Consider the following 16,864-nt stretch of genomic DNA (forward strand, 5'->3'; position numbering starts at 1 on the left):
TCACGCACGTCCGTAAATGTCCTCGAAGCGGACGATATCGTCCTCGCCGAGATACTCGCCGCTCTGCACTTCGATCATGACAAGATCGACCACGCCCGGATTCTCGAGCCGGTGCTTGTGGCCAGCCGGGATATAGGTCGATTCGTTGATTGCGACGAAGAATTCCTTGTCGCCGTTGACAACCTTCGCCATGCCGCTGACGACGATCCAGTGTTCGCTGCGATGGTGATGCATCTGCAGGCTCAGGCTGGCGCCGGGCTTCACTTCGATACGCTTGATCTTGAAGCGCGGGCCTTCTTCCAGCACCGTATAGGTGCCCCAGGGCCGGTGCACGGTCCGATGCAGGCGGTGCGCCTCATGGCCTTGCGCCTTGAGCTTGGCGAACACATGCTTGACGTCCTGCGCCCGTTCCCGGTTGGCGATCAGCAGCGCATCGGGGGTGTCGATCACGATCAGGCCTTCCACGCCGACCGCGCCGATCAACCGGTCGCGGCTCACCAGATAGCAGTCGCTGACGTCATGCAACAGCGCCTCGCCTTCGACGCGGTTGCCCTTGTCGTCGGCCTTCGACAGTTCGCTCAGCGCGGCCCAGGACCCAATGTCGCTCCAGCCGATCGAGCACGGCACCACCGCGGCGCGCGTGCATTTTTCCATCACGGCGTAGTCGATCGAGTCTTCCGGCACCGCGGCGAAGCTCTCCGACGCCAGCTCCACCTGAGTCCAACCCTTCGCGGTAGCGACACGCGACCTGGCAAGGCTGGCCTCGGTAGCCTCCAGGATATCCGGCGCGTGTTCCTTCAGCTCGCGCAGCATGGCGCCCGCGGTGAAGCAGAACATGCCGGAATTCCACAGGAATCGCTGCGACGCCAGATATTCGCGCGCCTTTTCCAGCGACGGCTTTTCGACGAAACGCAGTACCTTATTGCCATCGGCCTCGATATAGCCATAACCGGTTTCGGGAGATTCCGGATGGATGCCAAAGGTCACGATGCGGCCCTCGCGCGCCAGCGCTTCGGCCTGCTGAACCGCATCGCGGAACGCGTCCTGATCGGCGATCAGATGATCGGCGGCCAGCACCAGCATCACGGTATCGTCACCATGGGTCTGCGCCACGCGCAGCGATGCTGCCGCAACCGCGGCGGCGGTGTTCCGGCCGAGCGGCTCAAGGATGTAGGAGGTAGCGCAATGTTGTTCATTGACGGCACGGAATTCGTCCTCCGTCTTGAAGAACAGCTCCCGGTTCGTGACCGTCAGGATTTCCGCCACGCCCGGCAGAGCCGCCGCGCGCAAGAATGCTTTCTGCAGCAGGCTCTGACCATCCGACAGACGGATGAACGGCTTCGGATGCAGTTCACGCGACACGGGCCACAGCCGGGAACCGGCGCCACCGCACAGGATGATGGGTACCAAACTCACATGTTCCTCACAATGCGCGTCAAACTTTGCGCTTGGTGTTGCGTTTCAAATGTCGACGTTGGATCTGGCCGCAAGGCACATTCCCGTCGGAATCCGGCATCGAATCAGGCGCGCCCTGGCCCCTGCAGCGATGGATCGTCACTCGAGAACAGGTCCGCTTCGGCAAGCGGCTTGCCCGCGGCGTCCTTCGCGGCCAGCATCGGCTCCCCATCGATCGGCCAGTCGATACCCAGGGCCGGGTCGTTCCACAACAAGCTGCGCTCGTATTCGGGATACCAATAATCGGTAGTCTTGTACAGGAACTCGGCATGGTCGGACGTCACCAGGAATCCATGCGCGAAGCCTTCGGGCACCCATAACTGGCGCTTGTTCTCCGCCGACAGCGTGACGCCCACCGCCTTGCCGAAGGTCGGCGAGCCCTTGCGGATATCCACCGCCACATCGAACACCTCGCCCGCCACCACGCGGACCAGCTTGCCCTGGGGATGCTGGATCTGATAGTGAAGACCGCGCAGCACACCACGCGCCGAGCGCGAATGGTTGTCCTGCACGAAGACGCGGTTCAAGCCGGTCGCCTCGGCAAACTGCCTGGAATTAAAGCTTTCGAAGAAAAAACCGCGTTGATCGCCGAATACCTTCGGCTCCAGGATCAACACCTCGGGGATCTCGGTGCGAATGACGTTCAGGCTCATTTGATGGCCTCCGACAGGATCTGCATCAGATACGCACCATAGCCGTTCTTCGACAGCGGACGCGCCAGCTCGGCAACCTGATCGGCGGAGATCCATTTATTGCGGAACGCGATTTCCTCGGGACACGCGACCATCAGTCCCTGCCGGCTCTGCAGCGTCGCGATGAAGCTGGCTGCCTCCAGCAGCGAATCGTGCGTGCCGGTGTCCAGCCAGGCATAGCCGCGGCCCATGATCTCGACTTCGAGTTGTGCCATCGCGAGGTAACGCTTGTTGACGTCGGTGATCTCGAGCTCGCCGCGCGCGGATGGCTTGATGTCGGCCGCGATATCGCAGACCTGGTTGTCGTAGAAATAAAGCCCCGTCACCGCATAGTTGGAGCGCGGCTTCAGCGGCTTTTCCTCCAGCGACATCGCACGGAAGTTTTCGTCGAACTCGACCACGCCGTAGCGCTCCGGATCATGCACGTGATAGGCGAACACCGTCGCGCCGTCTTCCTTCGCGCACGCCCGCGTCAGTTGGCTGACGAGATCATGGCCGTGGAAGATGTTGTCGCCCAGGATCAGGGTCGAAGGATCGTTGCCGATGAAATCGCGGCCGATCAGGAACGCCTGGGCCAGCCCATCGGGCGAAGGCTGAACCGCGTATTGGAGATTCAGTCCCCATTTGCTGCCATCGCCCAGCATTTCAGCGAAGCGCGGGGTGTCTTCCGGCGTCGATATAACGAGGATGTCACGAATCCCCGCCAACATGAGCGTCGACAGGGGATAGTAGATCATCGGCTTGTCGTAGACAGGCAGCAGCTGCTTCGACACCGAGCGGGTGATCGGATAAAGGCGGGTGCCGGAGCCCCCGGCCAGGATGATGCCCTTGCGCATGGCGAACCACTCAGGAAAGGATCTGGTCGAGCAGGTGGGCAATGCCCTGCTGCCAGTCCGGAAGATGAATGCCGAACGTATCGCGCAGCTTGCTGGTATCCAGACGCGAATTGGCCGGCCTTGGCGCGGGCAGCGGATACTCGTCGGACGCAATCGCGGCCACCCGGTCGGACGCGACCTTCAGCGCAATGCCCCTGGTTTCCGCGTAGCGCAGCACGGCCGTCGCATAGCCATGCCAACTGGTTTCGCCCGCGGCGGCGAGGTGATAGATCCCTCCGGCAAAGCCCGCTCGATCGCCGTGCAGCCAGTGGCGCGCCACGATCTGGGCCGTCACGTCGGCGATCAGCGACGCCGTGGTCGGAGCGCCGAACTGGTCGGCGATGACACGCAGTGCGTCTCGTTCCGACGCGAGCCGCAGCATCGTCTTGGCGAAGTTGGCGCCGTGCGCGCCGGCCACCCAGCAGGTCCGCAACACCAGTGCGTTGGCACCCGTTGCAGCGATGGCCTGCTCCCCGGCAAGCTTGCTCTTGCCGTAGACCGATTGCGGGTCGACCGGGTCAGTTTCGACATAGGGGCTCGTCTTGCGGCCGTCGAACACGTAATCGGTCGAGTAATGGACCAGCAGGCCGCCGAGTTCGCGTACCTCCTCGGCCAGTACGCCGGGGGCCACACCGTTGATCGCGTGAGCCAGCTCGGCCTCGCTTTCGGCCTTGTCCACCGCGGTATAGGCGGCGGGATTGACGACGATGTCCGGGCGGAGCTCCCGCACGACGCGACGAAGCTGCCCGGGGTCGGCCAGATCGCAGGCATTGCGGTCCAGCGCGACGACGCGGCCTAGCGGCGCCAGGCTTCGGCGCAGTTCGAAACCAACCTGGCCATTGCTTCCAGTGACGAGAAGGGTCGGGACACGGGAGGTTTCACGCCGCATACTGCTTCGCCACCCAATTTCGATATTCCCCGGACATCACGTCCTGCACCCAGGCCTGGTTGTCCAGATACCACTGCACCGTCTTGCGCAGCCCGGTCTCGAAGGTCTCCGCCGGCTTCCAGCCGAGCTCGCGCTCGAGCTTGCGGGCGTCGATCGCATAGCGCCGGTCGTGGCCGGGGCGGTCCTTGACGAAAGTAATCTGGTCCCGATAGGAGCCCGAAGCCTTCGGCTTCAGTTCGTCCAGCAGGTCGCACAGCGTGTGCACCACGTCCAGATTGGTCTTCTCGTTCCAGCCGCCGACGTTGTACGTCTCGCCGAGCCGTCCGCGCGCCAGCACCTCGCGGATCGCGGCGCAGTGGTCGCCCACATACAGCCAGTCGCGCACGTTCAGGCCGTCGCCGTAGACCGGCAGCGGCTTGCCGCCGAGCGCGTTGGCGATCATCAGCGGGATCAGCTTCTCGGGGAAGTGATACGGCCCGTAGTTGTTAGAGCAATTGGTCGTCAGGACCGGCAGGCCGTAGGTGTGGTGGTAGGCGCGGACCAGATGGTCGGAACCCGCCTTCGAGGCCGAGTATGGGCTGTTGGGCGCGTAGGCCGTCGTCTCGGAAAACGGCGGATCGTTCGGACCGAGCGAGCCGAACACCTCGTCGGTCGACACGTGCAGGAAGCGGAAGGCGGCCTTGCGGGTGTCGTCGAGCCCGCTCCAGTAGGCTCGCACCGCCTCGAGCAGCGTGAAGGTGCCGACGATATTGGTCTGGATAAACTCGCCCGGACCATGGATCGAGCGGTCGACGTGGCTTTCGGCGGCAAAGTGCAGAACAGCGCGGGGCTGGTACTCGGCCAGCAGCCGGTCCAGCGCGGCGCGGTCACAGATGTCGGTGCGCGAGAAAACGTGACGCGGATTGCCCTCCAGCGAGGCAAGCGTCTTCAGGTTGCCGGCGTACGTGAGCTTGTCGACATTGACGACGCTGTCGGCGTCGGCATTGCCAAGCCAGTTCAAGACGAAATTGGCACCAATGAAACCGGCGCCCCCTGTCACGAGGATGTGCGGCAAACCCCTTTCTCCCTAACAATCGATATGTTTCGAAAACGGGACAATAGCCCGGCGCCCGCCTTGATCCGTTTGGGGGACGGCAGGATCATCAGTGTTCTCAGAAGTGGCGGTATTCTATCCGAGCGCCCCCCCGGGATTACCCGGGCCAGTCATCTTTTTGTAGCCTGTTGTAACGGCTCCTGCCCCCCCTCTTTACAATCGACAAAAAGCCGTCTCCGGCTCTCTTTTTTACCGCTATGCCCCATTCCGTGGTGCCCGCCCCTTACCCCTACGCCATCGGCGACCTGCAAGGTTGCTGCCCCTCCCTGGAACAACTTGTCACCAAAATCCCCGACGATGCGCCACTTCGCTTCGTCGGGGATCTGGTAAACCGCGGGCCGGCGTCACTGGAGACCTTGCGGAAGGTCCGTGCCATCGGCGCGCGAGCCGAGTCGGTGCTGGGCAACCACGATATCCATCTATTAGCGGTCGCCGCGGGCGTACGCAATCCGGGTTCGTCTGACACGCTCGATGCCATCCTCCAGGCGCCGGACCGCGAGGAGCTGCTGCACTGGCTGCGCCACCGGCCGCTGGCCGTCCATGAGAACGGCTTCCTGCTGATCCACGCCGGCGTGCTGCCCCAATGGACCGTCGAGCAGACGCTGGAGCTTGCCGGCGAAGTCGAGCGGAAGCTACAGGGACCGGACTGGAAAGCATTTCTCGCGGATATTTTTGGTAATGCGGCAAACCGCTGGCACGAGGGGCTGCGCGGCATCGAGCGGCACCGGGTCGTGATCAATGCGCTGACCCGGCTGCGCTTCTGTACCGCCGACGGGGTGATGGACTTCAAGACCAAGGAGGGATTGGGCAAGGCGCCCGATGGCTTCCTGCCCTGGTTCGATGTGCCGACACGCCGGACCTCCGATACCACGATCGTCTGCGGGCATTGGTCGACGCTGGGACTGGTGATGCGGCCCGACCTGATGGCGCTGGATACCGGCTGCGTCTGGGGCGGCCGCCTGACGGCCGCCCGTTTGGCGCCGGAGCCGGCCGACCGCGCGGTCATCCAGGTCGATTGCCCGCAATATTGTGATCCTTTAGGCTGATCTTGTCATCACCTTGGCGGGGATGTCGGTGTGCAAGCGCACCGACGATCAGACCGGATTGTCGGTGGCCGTGGTTGTCGCCGGTGTGGCGGACGGCTCGCCGGCAGGCAACGGCGCGTTGCCCTGGAGTTGCCGGCACAACGCGACCACGGCCTCGCGCGCGTGGTCGGCCAGCGCACGGCGCCCGCCGTCGTCCGCCTGAAGCGGCTGGCCGAACGCGATCTGCGCGGTGATCGGCGGCGAGTGCAGGATCGCGTCGAGCGTCTGCAGCAGCGTCAGGTCGCCGATATAGGCCGGCGCGACGGTGCGTTCGCCGGTAGCAGCGTCGCAATAGCGAAGCGCCACCGGCAGCACCGGCAGTCCGGCGGAGATCGGCGCCTGCATCAGATTGGCGTGGAACGGCAGCACGTCGGTGCCGTCGGTGGTCGTGCCTTCCGGGAACACGCAGACGCGGTCGCCCTGCAGCATACAGTCGGTGATGTCGTGCAGTACGCGATGGGCGTCCCGCTTGCGGCCGCGTTCGATGAACAGCGTGCCGGTCTGCTCGCATAGCCAGCCGATCAGAGGCCAGTCGCGAATCTCCGACTTGGCGACGAAGCGGGACGGCTCCCAGCAGTGCATCACGAAGATATCGAGCCAGGAGATATGGTTGGCCACCACCATGGCGCCGCGGCCGGTTTCCGGTACCGGCCCGATCAGCTCGATATCGACCCCGCAGATGCGCAGCAGCCGGCGCGACCAGCGGCGGATATGCCATTGGCGCGACGTCTTGCCGAGCCACGGGAACAGCACCGCGCAGGTCAGCAGGCCGCGCAGCAGATGCAGGCAAAGGGCGAGCTTGCGCAGGGCGATCATGGGATCGATCGAAATAGCAGGCGTCGGAGCCGTGGCGGTGGGTCAAGGGCTGCTGCCCGCTCCCCCCGCCCCTCTCCCTCAAGCGGGCGAGGGGCGTATCGGTCTGCCAGGGCCGACGCCGAGCCTCGGGATCAGCGGGCGGCCACCGCCTCGCCGTTGCGCGACTGGCCGGCCAGCTCGTAGACCAGCTGGCCGCCGACCAGCGTGGCCGTGACACGGCCGCGCATTTCGTAGCCGAGCCATGGCGAGTTCTTGCCCTGGCTCTTCAGCGTGCGGCGCTCGACCTTCCACACCGCCTCCGGGTCGAACAGGCAGACATCGGCCGCGCCGCCGACCGCCAGGCGGCCGGCCGGCAGGCCGATCACGCGCGCGGGCTCGCTGGTGATGCGGCCCAGCGCCTTGATCAACGGCACCTTGTGTTCGTCGGCCCAGCGCAGCGTCAACGGCAGCAGCAGTTCCAGCCCCGTCGCGCCCGGCGACGCCTCGGCGAACGGCAGCAGCTTCTCGTCGTCGTCGACCGGCGTATGGTCCGAGCACAGCGCGTCGATGGTGCCGTCGGCCAGTGCGGCGACGATGGCGTCGCGATCGCGTCCGCTGCGCAGCGGCGGCGAGAAGCGCATCTGCGAATTGAAGTAGCCGATGTCCATGTCGGTCAGGCCGACATGGTGGATGTTGACGTCGCAAGTGACCTGCAGCCCTTCGCGCTTCGCCTGCCGCACCAGTTCGAGGCCCGCGGCCGACGACAGCCGGCACAGGTGGACCCGCGCGCCGGTCGAGCGCATCAGTTCGAAGATCGTATGCAGCCGCACGGTCTCGGCGATTACCGAGACGCCCGACAGCCCGAGCCGCGACGCGACCGCGCCGCTGGCCGCGACGCCGCCGCCCAGGTACGGATCCTCGGGCCGCAGCCAGACGGTGAAGCCGAAGGTCTGCGCGTACTGCAGCGCGCGCAGCAGCACCTGGGTGTTGCGGATCGGCGCCTCCGCCTGCGAGAAGCCGACGCAGCCGGCTTCCGTCAGTTGCGACATCTCGGTCAGCACCTCGCCCTTCAGGCCCAGCGTCAGCGCACCGAGCGGATACACATGGGTCTGGTTCAGCGTGCGGGCGCGGTACTTGAGCATTTCTACCAGGCCCGGCTCGTCGAGCACCGGGTCGGTATCGGGCGGGCACACCAGGCTGGTGACGCCGCCGGCGGTGGCCGCGGCCACTTCGGATTCGAGCGTGGCCTTGTATTCGTAGCCCGGCTCGCGCAGCCGGGCCGACAGGTCCACCAGGCCCGGGCAGACGATCAGTCCGCTGGCGTCGATGGTCTTGTTGGCCTGAAAGTCGGCCGGCGCGTTGCCGATGCCGACGATCTTGCCGGCGGCCAGGAACAGGTCCTGCTGGGCATCGATATTGCCGGCCGGGTCGATCAGGCGGCCACCCTTGATGTGGATCTTCATATCGTGTCGCTTGCTATCGCTTGCCATTGCGGCTCGTTTTGGTGCTGGGCGACCGTCATCAGGCCGGCGATTGCCTGGAGGATCGCCCTTCAGTCGTTCTTCAGTCGTTGTTGCCGGCGACGATGCCCATCACCGCCATCCGAACCGCGATGCCAAAGGTCACCTGGTTCAGGATCACCGACTGCGGACCGTCGGCGACGGCCGAATCGATTTCGACGCCGCGGTTCATCGGCCCCGGGTGCATCACGATGGCATCGGGCTTGGCCAGGGCCAGACGTTCGGGCGTCAGGCCGAAGGCCTTGAAGTATTCCTGCGCCGACGGCAGCAGCGCGCCGCTCATGCGCTCGTTCTGCAGCCGCAGCATGATGATCACGTCGACGCCCTTGAGCCCCTCTTCCATGTTGTGGAAGACCCGCACGCCCATCTGCTCCAGCCCAGACGGCAGCAGCGTGCGCGGACCGATCGCACGCACCTCGGGCACGCCAAGCGTGGTCAACGCGTGGATGTCCGAGCGCGCCACCCGCGAGTGCAGGATGTCGCCGACGATCGCGACGGTCAGCTTGGTGAAGTCCTGCTTGTAATGCCGGATCGTGTACATGTCCAGCAGGCCTTGCGTCGGGTGCGCATGGCGGCCGTCGCCGGCGTTGATCACGTGCACGTGCGGCGCGACATGCTCGGCGATCAGATAGGGCGCGCCCGAGCTGGCATGCCGCACCACGAACATGTCGGCCGACATCGCCGACAGGTTGTTGATGGTGTCGAGCAGCGATTCGCCCTTGCTGGTCGACGAGGCATTGATGTTCAGGTTCAGCACGTCCGCGGACAGCCGCTTGGCGGCGATCTCGAAGGTGGTGCGGGTGCGCGTCGAGTTCTCGAAGAACAGGTTGAACACGCTCTTGCCGCGCAGCAGCGGCACCTTCTTGACGTCGCGGTCGGAGTCCGACAGCGACACGAACTGGCTGGCGGTGTCGAGGATGTGCGTGATCATGTCGCGCGACAGCCCCTCGATGGACAGCAGATGCTTGAGCTCGCCGTTCCTGGTGAGCTGCGGGTTGCGGAACGTCTTGGTCATGGGTGAGGCGTGGGCGGGTGCGGTTTGGCTCGGTACGGGTGCGCGGGTGCTGGTGCTTGCCTTGGCTCGGGCTTGTGTGCTCGTTCTGCTGCGGTGAATGCGTGCCGGTTTGCCGCCGTTCAGCCGGCGGCGGAATCGTGGTTGCCGTTCAGCGCTTCGGTGGCAAAGGTAAAACGGATGCCGGCGCCCTCGCCTTCGCGCGACAACACCAGGTTGGTGCCGCGCGGCAGCGTGATGCGCTCGCCGACGAAGTCCGCCGCGATCGGCAATTCACGGCCGCCGCGATCGACCAGCGTGGCCAGCGCGACGCGCGCCGGCCGGCCGTAGTCGAACAGTTCGTTGACCGCGGCGCGGATGGTACGGCCGGTGGCCAGCACATCGTCGATCAGCAGCACCTGGCTGTCCTGCACCGAAAACGGCAGCGTGCTCGGCTGCGCCTGGCTGTGCAGGCCCTTCTTCGCGTAGTCATCGCGGTGGAAGGCCACGTTGATCACGCCGTAATGCGGCAACTGCAGATCGGCGGCCAGCCGCTCCGCGATCCACGCGCCGCCCGAATAGATGCCGGCGATCGACCAGGGCGCGCCGCCCGAACCGGAGCCCGACGTCGCGGACAGCATCCCTTGCACATGGTCGCGCAGCGCGCGGTACAGCGCTTCGGCGTCGGGGGTGGCGTTGGAAATCATAGCGGCAGTTGGTCGAAATACTGTTGCAGGATGATGCGGGCGGCCTCATGGTCGAGCGCGCCGGGCCTGGCGCCAGCCGCCTGGGCCTCGAGCGAGCTGTAGCGCTCGTCGACCCAGGTCACCGGCAGGTTGAAGCGGCCGTTGAGCTGATTGCCGAAGCGCCGCGCCAGCTTGGTCGCCGGCTGTTCGCCGCCCTCGGGCGTCAACGGCAGGCCGACTACCAGATGCACTGGCGCCCATTCGGCGATCAGCGCGGCGACAGCCTGGAAGCGCCCTTCGACGGTGATGTTCGGCAGGATGGTCAGCGGCCGCGCCTCGCGCGTGATGAAGTTGCCCAGCGCCACGCCGATCTTGCGCTCGCCGTAATCGAAGCCCAATACGGTGCCGTCGGTGGGCACGGCGGACACTGGCGCGCCTTGCGGCGCCGGCTTGTGGAGCGGCGTAGCCGCGTCCGCGCTAGGCATGCCCCGCCTCGCCGGAGAGCATGGTGATGTCGATGCCCAAAAGGCGAATGGCGGCGGCGAAGCGCTCCTCGGGAGGGACGCTGAACACGATCTCGGGGTCGGCCTGCACGGTCAGCCAGCCGTTGCGGCTGAGCTCTTCCTCCAGCTGGCCAGCGCCCCAGCCGGCATAGCCCAACGTCAACAGGAAGCGGTGCGGGCCGCTGCCGTTGGCGACGGCCTCGAGCACGTCCTTGGAGGTCGTCATCTCCAGGCCGCCGGGCACCGTCAGCGACGATACGTAGACGCCGACCGGGTCGTGCAGCACGAAGCCGCGCTCGGTCTGCACCGGGCCGCCGAAATAGACGGGTTGTTGCGCAACGGGCTGGATTTCGAGCTTGAGATCGATCTTGTCGAACAGCGTGGCCATGTCGATGTCGATCGGCCGGTTGATCACCAGGCCGAGCGCGCCACGCTCGTTGTGTTCGCAGATGTAGACGACGGCGCCGGTAAAAGTCGGATCCGCCATGCCGGGCATGGCGATCAGGAATTGATTCGTCAGATTGATGGGGGCTGCGGACGTCGCCATGCGTTGCATTTTATCAAATCAGCGCCAATGTTCCGGAAAAGATTCCCTCGTCCGGGCCCGCGCAGGGATCGGGATGGTGCGTGCCGCCCCCACAGCCGTTGCATCGCAGCATCGGGGCCGCGGTGAGCCGTGCCGCCCAGTCCCCGCCTCAGTCCCCGCCTCAGTCCTTGCGCGCCAGTTCGGCCAGATCCGCCGGCGTCAGCCAGCGCCATTCGCCGGGCGCGAGCGCCGGATCCAGCGCCAGTCCGCCGATGCGGCTGCGATGCAGCGCGGCGACATGGTTGCCGGCCGCGGCGACCATCCGCTTGACCTGATGATACTTGCCTTCGGCCAGCGTCAGCCGCAGCGCGCGTTCGCCGACGATCTCGCAGGCCAGCGCCGCGATCGGGGCGGGTTCGTCCTCGAGCTGGACGCCTTCGCGCAGCGCCGCGGCCTGGGCCTCGGTGGCCGGCTCCGCGGTCGTGACCTCGTAGACCTTGGGCACCTTGCGCCTGGGCGAGGTCTGCGCGTGGATGAACTGGCCGTCGTCGCTGAGCAGCAGCAGTCCGGTGGTGTCCTGGTCCAGCCGGCCGACCGCCTGCACGCCGCGCTCGCGCAGCGGCACCGGCAGCAGCGTGTAGACGCTCGGATGATGCAGCGGCCGCTGCGAGCATTCGTATCCCGTCGGCTTGTGCAGCATCAGATAGGCCTTCTCGTGGCAGACCCATGCCTCGCCATCGACGGTCAACCGCAGCCCTTCAAGGATGAACTCCGCGCGCGGGTCGTCGCACGGCTCGCCCTCGACCTCGACCATGCCGGCCCCCACCAGATCGCCGCAATAGCGGCGCGTGCCGAAGCCTTGCGATTGCAGGATGCGGTCCAGCGGCGTGGTCTTGGGCGGTTTGGCGGTCTTCGGGCTCATCGGCGGTCAAGGGGAGTCGGCGTGTTGCAGGGGGACATGGCGCAGGCGGCCATGCTACGGCATGCGGTCGGGCAAGCGGCGCACACTGACGGAGAGTCGAGTTTGGACCCGTCCACCCATCGCGAACCGTACAGGAACAGGGAAGGGATCGGCATGACGGGCGCCTTGCCCTCTGGCCAGCCCCTCTCCCGCATGCGGCTGAGGGCAGAAAGCGGAAAGCCGCTGCAGATTGGCGGGCCTACGCCGCCAGCAGCGCGCTTTCCCGATAGTGCCGCTGCGCGTCCTCCGGCCGTTCGGTCTGCTCGAACAGCCGCGCCAGCGCCAGATGCGCGCGGATGCGAAGGCGGCGCTGTTCCTCGCTGGTCGCGTACTTCAGCGCGCGCTCGAAATTGGACTGCGCCTTGCCCCACAGCTGTTCGCCCAGGCACAGCACGCCCAGCGTGAAATGCAGCTCGGCATCGTTCGGATGCTGGGCCAGCCATCTCTCGGCCTGCTGGATCTGCGGCAACGCCTGGCCGGGCTCGGCGCAGTCGGCGTAGCGCAGCACCAACCGGCTGTCCCAGTTGACCTTCAGCGCGTCCTCGACGATCCGGCGGGCTTCCTGCTGACGGCCCAGCGCCGAGAAATAGCGCGCGGCCGGCTCGGCGATACGGGCGGCGCGGCGCTCGTCGTTCGACAGCGAACGCCAGAAGTCCTGCAACGCGTCGGCGTCGTGGCGGCGCTCTTCCAGCATCGCCTCGCAGGCCAGCTGCTTCAGGCGCAGCGCCAGCACCGGATGCAGCGCGTTGCGCTTCTCCAGCGAGCGCGCCAGCCGCAGCACCTCGCTCCAGTTCTTCAGATGCTGGTGCGCACGCAGCGCGATCCGTTGCACATGGATCTGCCGCCCGCCCTGCGCCTGCAGCTGCGCGATCGTTTCCAGCGCGCCATCGGCATCGCGGGCGTCGACCAGCATCTCGGCCAGCGATACCAGCCGTGCCTGTTCGCGCTCGGGCGCGGTGACCTGGGCCAGCCAGCCGTCGCGCCGCTCGGCCTCCTGCATCTGATGCGCGGCGCGCGCCCCGATCAGCGCCGCGGTCTGCGCCTGCTCGGGCCAGACCTGGGCTTCGCGCGCGGTGCGCTCGGCGCGGGCGAAGCGGCCCGCAAACAGATTCTCGATCGCCTCGCGCAGCGCGGCCTGGGCCTTCAGCATGCGGTTGCGCTCGCGATAGGCGGCGGCGCGCCGGGGCATCTCGGACAGATGCCGGATCGCCGACAGCACGGTCCAGGCAATGAAGAACAGCAGCAACAGCAGCGCCAGCGCCAGGTTCAGCGACAGCTCGACCCGATACGGCGGGTAGAACAGCACCACATTGCTTTGATTGAATTGCGTGAACAGCGCCAGCCCGACGGCGCCGCCAAACAGGATCGCCACCCAGAATAGAAGTCGCATGCGCTACTCCTTCTTCAGGGAACGAAGCGCGCCGAGGCTGTCGGACATCGTCGGCAGCTGCACGGCCACCGCGCCGGCCTGCGCCTGCTTCAGCAGCGTCTGCACGGCCTGCACGCGGCGGCTCTTGGTATCGAAATAGCGTTCGATCATGCCGTGGGCCGCGGCCAGATCGTTGCGGAACACCTGCTCGTTGCGCGACAACAGCGCCAGCCGCGCGTTCAGCAGCCGCAGCTTGACGTTCTCGCGCAGGAACCAGCCCTGGTCGCCGGTCAACAGCAGCGCCTCGGTATCGTCGACGCGCCGCACGCGGATTACCCGCATCAGCTCGTCGCGCACGGTCGCCCAGACGCCGGCGAACCATTGCGTCACGCGATTGCCGGGGCCATCGCCATCACCGGCGGCCGCGGCCGGCTGGGACGCCGCCGCCGTACCGCGCGGCGTGCCTTCGCTGCGTTCGAGCATCCGTTCGCTGGACAGCAGCGGCAGCGCGTCGATCTGGTTGATGGCTTCGTCGAGCTTGATCGCCGCGCCGGTCAGATCGGTGTCGGGCATCGCCTTCAGACGGCCGATATCGCGCGCGATCGCGCGGCGCAGCTGGTTGTATTCGGGCTTGTCGGAACGGGCCAGCCGAACGTCGGCGCTCTGCAGCGCGGACAGCGCGACCTGGATGTTGCCGGTCAGCTGCAGTTGCTGGCCGGCGTTGGTCAGCAGCTGCTGGATCTCGGCGATTTCCCAGTCGTCGCGGTTGCGCATCAGGTCCTGGTAGACCTGCTCGAGCGTGGCCTGCTTGTCGCGCGTCTCGCCGACCTGGGCTTCCAGCGCGCCGACCTTGGCCTGCATTTCCTTGACGGTGGTCTGCGCCTCGCGGGTCAGCACGCGCGACTCCTGCACCAGCGCGTCGTTGTTCTGCTGGCGGCGCGCCAGTTCCTCGGTCAGCCGGTCGACCCGTTGCTGCAGCCACCAGAACGCGCCGCCGGCGACCAGCACGAAGATCGCCAGCAGCAGCCAGGCCAGCGCGCCGCGGCCGCCCGTGCTGCGCGAGGCCGGACGCTCGCCGGGCGAGGCACTGGAAGGCGCCGCACCGGGCGGCATGCCGGCCGGTGGAACGGAGGAGGAAGCGGTGGAGGTTTGCTGTTGCGTCACGCGATCGACCTTCGTTGACGTGGATTGCGGTGATTCGGTGGGCGGGGGCACCGCGGCCGCCGGCACACCGGCTGCAGCCGGTGCCGTCGGAGATGCCGCCTGCGGTGGCACGACGGGCGACTTCGCCGCGGTCGGAGCGGTCGGCGCTGTCGCGGCGCCTGCGGCAGCGGCGGCGGCAGTCGAGCCAGCCTCGGCCTGCGGCACCGGTTGCGACGCCGCCGGCGACGCGCCCCGTTCCTGGTTCCGGTACGGCTCGGCCCAGCGCAGACAGGCGGCCAGCAGGCCCTCGTCGCCCGGCGCGGCCGGCAATATGTGCTGGAAGCCAAGTGCCGCCGCCTGCTCGGCAATTCTCGCATGCGGGGCAATGCACTGCACTTCACGCAGCGCGGCGCCTTCGTCCGGCGACAGGTTGTCGCGCGCCAGCCGATCGAGATTGCGTACCGCCTCGGAACTGGTCAGCAGCCAGGCCTGCGGCGCGGCGCCCGGCTTCAGACCGTCGCGCACCGCCTGCCATTGCATCGATCCCGGCACCGGTATCGTGCGCCGATAGGCCTCGACCGCCAGCACGGTGGCACCGGCCTCGCGCAGCTTGTCGCCGAGCCAGTCGCGGCCGCCGTTGCCGCGGACGATCAGCACCTCGCGGCCGGCCAGCGCCGGCACGTCGAGCTGGGTCCACAACGCCTCGGAATCGAAGCGGGCCTCGGCGGGATCGATCTCGGCGGCGCTGCCATCCGCACCCGCCGGCGAGATCACGCGATGGCGCGGGGCGGCGATGCCGCGCTCGGCCAGGGCCGCCACGCTGGCGGGTCCGACCACCGCGACCGGCACCGTTTCCGGCCAGCCCGCGGCGCCGCCCTGGGCCAGCGCGAGCGCATCGAGCGCATAGGCGATCGCGTTCGGGCTGACGAAGACGACCAGCGCAAAGTCCGGCAGCCGCGCCAGCGCCGCGCGCAGCGGGCCGTCATCGGCCGCCGGGCCGATCGCCAGCAGCGGAAAGCTCAATACGTCCAGACCCGCGGCCTGCAGCGCCTCGGTCAGTTGCCGGGACTGCCCGGCGGGTCGTGTGACAACGACGGTCGGGCGGGGCATCGCTTCCCCTCAGTCGCCGCTTGGGCGCACCGGCGCGCCGTCGTTTTGCAGCGCGACGGCCAGCAGCGCGTCGGCGCCCTGGGCCAGCAGCGAATCGGCGACGGCGTTGCCCAGCGCTTCCGCCTCGGCAGGGGTGGCCACCTCGGCCGCGTGCTGGGCGTGCACACTGCGGGCGCCATCGGGCGTGGCGACGAAGGCGTCCAGTTGCAGGCGGACGCCATCCCAGTGCGCGTGAGCAGCCAGTGGCACCTGGCAGGAGCCGCCGAGCCGGCGCGATACTGCGCGCTCGGCACCGACCGCCAGCGCGGTGGGAAGATGATTGAGCGCGGCCAGCCAGGCGGCCAGCTCTGGGCGGTCCGAACGGATTTCGATGCCGAGCGCGCCCTGCCCCGCCGCCGGCAGCGAAGTCGCCGGCTCCAGCAGCGCGCGGATGCGATCGGCCAGGCCCAGGCGCTTCAGGCCGGCCGCGGCCAGGATGATCGCGCCGTAGTCGCCGCGATCGAGCTTGGCCAGCCGGGTATCCAGATTGCCGCGCAGCGGCTGCACCACCAGATGCGGATAGCGGCTGCGCAGTGCGGCCTCGCGGCGCAGGCTCGAGGTGCCTACCACGGAGCCGGCCGGCATCTCGTCGAGCGAGGCGAAGCGGGTCGACACCAGCGCGTCGCGCGGGTCCTCACGCTCCATCACCGCCGCCAGCGCGAAGCCCTCGGGCAGCTCCATCGGCACGTCCTTCAGCGAATGCACCGCCAGGTCGGCCCGGCCCTCGGCCATCGCCACTTCCAGCTCCTTGACGAACAGCCCCTTGCCGCCGACCTTGGAAAGGCTGCGGTCCAGAATCTGGTCACCCCGGGTAGTCATGCCCAGAATGGACACATCGCACGCGGGATAGTATTGTTGCAACGCAGCACGCACATGTTCGGCCTGCCACATGGCCAGTCGGCTTTCGCGTGACGCGATCACGAGCCTGCCCGGTGCGGCGGATGAGGATGCGGAAGGGACGGAAGCTTGCATGCCGCGAATGGTAGCACGCACCCCCTGCCGGTCCGGCCGCCGCCCGGATGCTGGCGGCGTGGCGCCCGAAGGCCGCAGAGCCGGGGCAGCAGCGGGTCTGGAAGGCGATCGGAACGATCGGAAACAACAGCAGCATCAGAACCAAACGCAGAGGAGATTG

Annotated in this window: 16 protein-coding genes; 1 reads left to right on the forward strand and 15 read right to left on the reverse strand. The window is 67.3% G+C overall.

Annotated elements, in window-relative coordinates:
- The 5 genes from F7Q96_RS04885 to rfbB form a co-directional block, all read right to left on the reverse strand.
- The gene (locus F7Q96_RS04885) at positions 1-1,416 is read right to left on the reverse strand and encodes a mannose-1-phosphate guanylyltransferase/mannose-6-phosphate isomerase (protein ID WP_151022192.1); all 1,416 of its coding nucleotides are present in this window, start codon (positions 1,414-1,416) and stop codon (positions 1-3) included.
- A gap of 104 nt (positions 1,417-1,520) precedes the next feature.
- The gene (rfbC, locus tag F7Q96_RS04890) at positions 1,521-2,108 is read right to left on the reverse strand and encodes a dTDP-4-dehydrorhamnose 3,5-epimerase (RefSeq protein ID WP_053821170.1); all 588 of its coding nucleotides are present in this window, start codon (positions 2,106-2,108) and stop codon (positions 1,521-1,523) included.
- Positions 2,105-2,983 carry a glucose-1-phosphate thymidylyltransferase RfbA gene (gene rfbA, locus F7Q96_RS04895; RefSeq protein ID WP_053821169.1) on the reverse strand — a complete coding sequence of 293 codons (879 nt, stop codon included), beginning with the start codon at positions 2,981-2,983 and terminating at the stop codon, positions 2,105-2,107. The genes rfbC and rfbA overlap by 4 nt, the downstream gene beginning before the upstream one ends.
- Before the next feature lie 10 nt (positions 2,984-2,993).
- A complete protein-coding gene (gene rfbD, locus F7Q96_RS04900; protein ID WP_053821168.1) occupies positions 2,994-3,911 on the reverse strand; it encodes a dTDP-4-dehydrorhamnose reductase in 918 nt (305 codons plus the stop codon).
- Positions 3,901-4,965: a dTDP-glucose 4,6-dehydratase gene (rfbB, locus tag F7Q96_RS04905; RefSeq protein ID WP_053821167.1), complete on the reverse strand. Its 1,065-nt coding sequence runs from the start codon at positions 4,963-4,965 to the stop codon at positions 3,901-3,903. The genes rfbD and rfbB overlap by 11 nt, the downstream gene beginning before the upstream one ends.
- A 236-nt stretch (positions 4,966-5,201) precedes the next feature.
- Here rfbB and F7Q96_RS04910 point away from each other — a divergent pair, with 236 nt between their 5' ends.
- Positions 5,202-6,050, forward strand: coding sequence for a symmetrical bis(5'-nucleosyl)-tetraphosphatase (locus tag F7Q96_RS04910; RefSeq protein WP_053821166.1), 849 nt, complete (start codon positions 5,202-5,204; stop codon positions 6,048-6,050).
- A gap of 48 nt (positions 6,051-6,098) precedes the next feature.
- Here the strand turns inward: F7Q96_RS04910 and F7Q96_RS04915 are convergent, their stop codons facing one another.
- From F7Q96_RS04915 to hemC, 10 genes are all read right to left on the reverse strand, one after another.
- Entirely contained in the window at positions 6,099-6,905 is an 807-nt protein-coding gene (locus F7Q96_RS04915; RefSeq protein ID WP_053821165.1) for a lysophospholipid acyltransferase family protein, read from the reverse strand.
- 131 nt (positions 6,906-7,036) lie between these two features.
- Positions 7,037-8,347 carry a dihydroorotase gene (locus F7Q96_RS04920; protein WP_144425737.1) on the reverse strand — a complete coding sequence of 437 codons (1,311 nt, stop codon included), beginning with the start codon at positions 8,345-8,347 and terminating at the stop codon, positions 7,037-7,039.
- Between the two features lie 100 nt (positions 8,348-8,447).
- Entirely contained in the window at positions 8,448-9,419 is a 972-nt protein-coding gene (locus F7Q96_RS04925) for an aspartate carbamoyltransferase catalytic subunit (protein ID WP_006575889.1), read from the reverse strand.
- A gap of 119 nt (positions 9,420-9,538) precedes the next feature.
- Complete coding sequence (gene pyrR, locus F7Q96_RS04930) at positions 9,539-10,102, reverse strand: bifunctional pyr operon transcriptional regulator/uracil phosphoribosyltransferase PyrR (protein WP_053821163.1); 564 nt, start codon at positions 10,100-10,102, stop codon at positions 9,539-9,541.
- Positions 10,099-10,566, reverse strand: coding sequence for a Holliday junction resolvase RuvX (gene ruvX / locus F7Q96_RS04935; RefSeq protein WP_053821162.1), 468 nt, complete (start codon positions 10,564-10,566; stop codon positions 10,099-10,101). Before ruvX ends, pyrR begins: the two co-directional genes overlap by 4 nt.
- Positions 10,559-11,131 (reverse strand): YqgE/AlgH family protein, encoded by a 573-nt coding sequence (locus F7Q96_RS04940; RefSeq protein ID WP_006575892.1) that lies wholly within the window; start codon positions 11,129-11,131, stop codon positions 10,559-10,561. Before F7Q96_RS04940 ends, ruvX begins: the two co-directional genes overlap by 8 nt.
- 160 nt (positions 11,132-11,291) lie before the next feature.
- Entirely contained in the window at positions 11,292-12,032 is a 741-nt protein-coding gene (locus tag F7Q96_RS04945) for a 16S rRNA pseudouridine(516) synthase (RefSeq protein WP_053821161.1), read from the reverse strand.
- A 238-nt stretch (positions 12,033-12,270) separates the two neighbouring features.
- Entirely contained in the window at positions 12,271-13,461 is a 1,191-nt protein-coding gene (locus F7Q96_RS04950) for a heme biosynthesis protein HemY (RefSeq protein ID WP_053821160.1), read from the reverse strand.
- A 3-nt stretch (positions 13,462-13,464) separates the two neighbouring features.
- Entirely contained in the window at positions 13,465-15,693 is a 2,229-nt protein-coding gene (gene hemDX, locus F7Q96_RS04955; RefSeq protein ID WP_053821159.1) for a fused uroporphyrinogen-III synthase HemD/membrane protein HemX, read from the reverse strand.
- A 9-nt stretch (positions 15,694-15,702) separates the two neighbouring features.
- On the reverse strand, positions 15,703-16,704 hold the full coding sequence (hemC, locus tag F7Q96_RS04960) for a hydroxymethylbilane synthase (protein ID WP_053821158.1): 1,002 nt from the start codon (positions 16,702-16,704) through the stop codon (positions 15,703-15,705).
- Positions 16,705-16,864 lie beyond the last annotated feature (160 nt).

Source organism: Cupriavidus gilardii (assembly GCF_008801915.1).
GTDB lineage: Bacteria > Pseudomonadota > Gammaproteobacteria > Burkholderiales > Burkholderiaceae > Cupriavidus > Cupriavidus gilardii.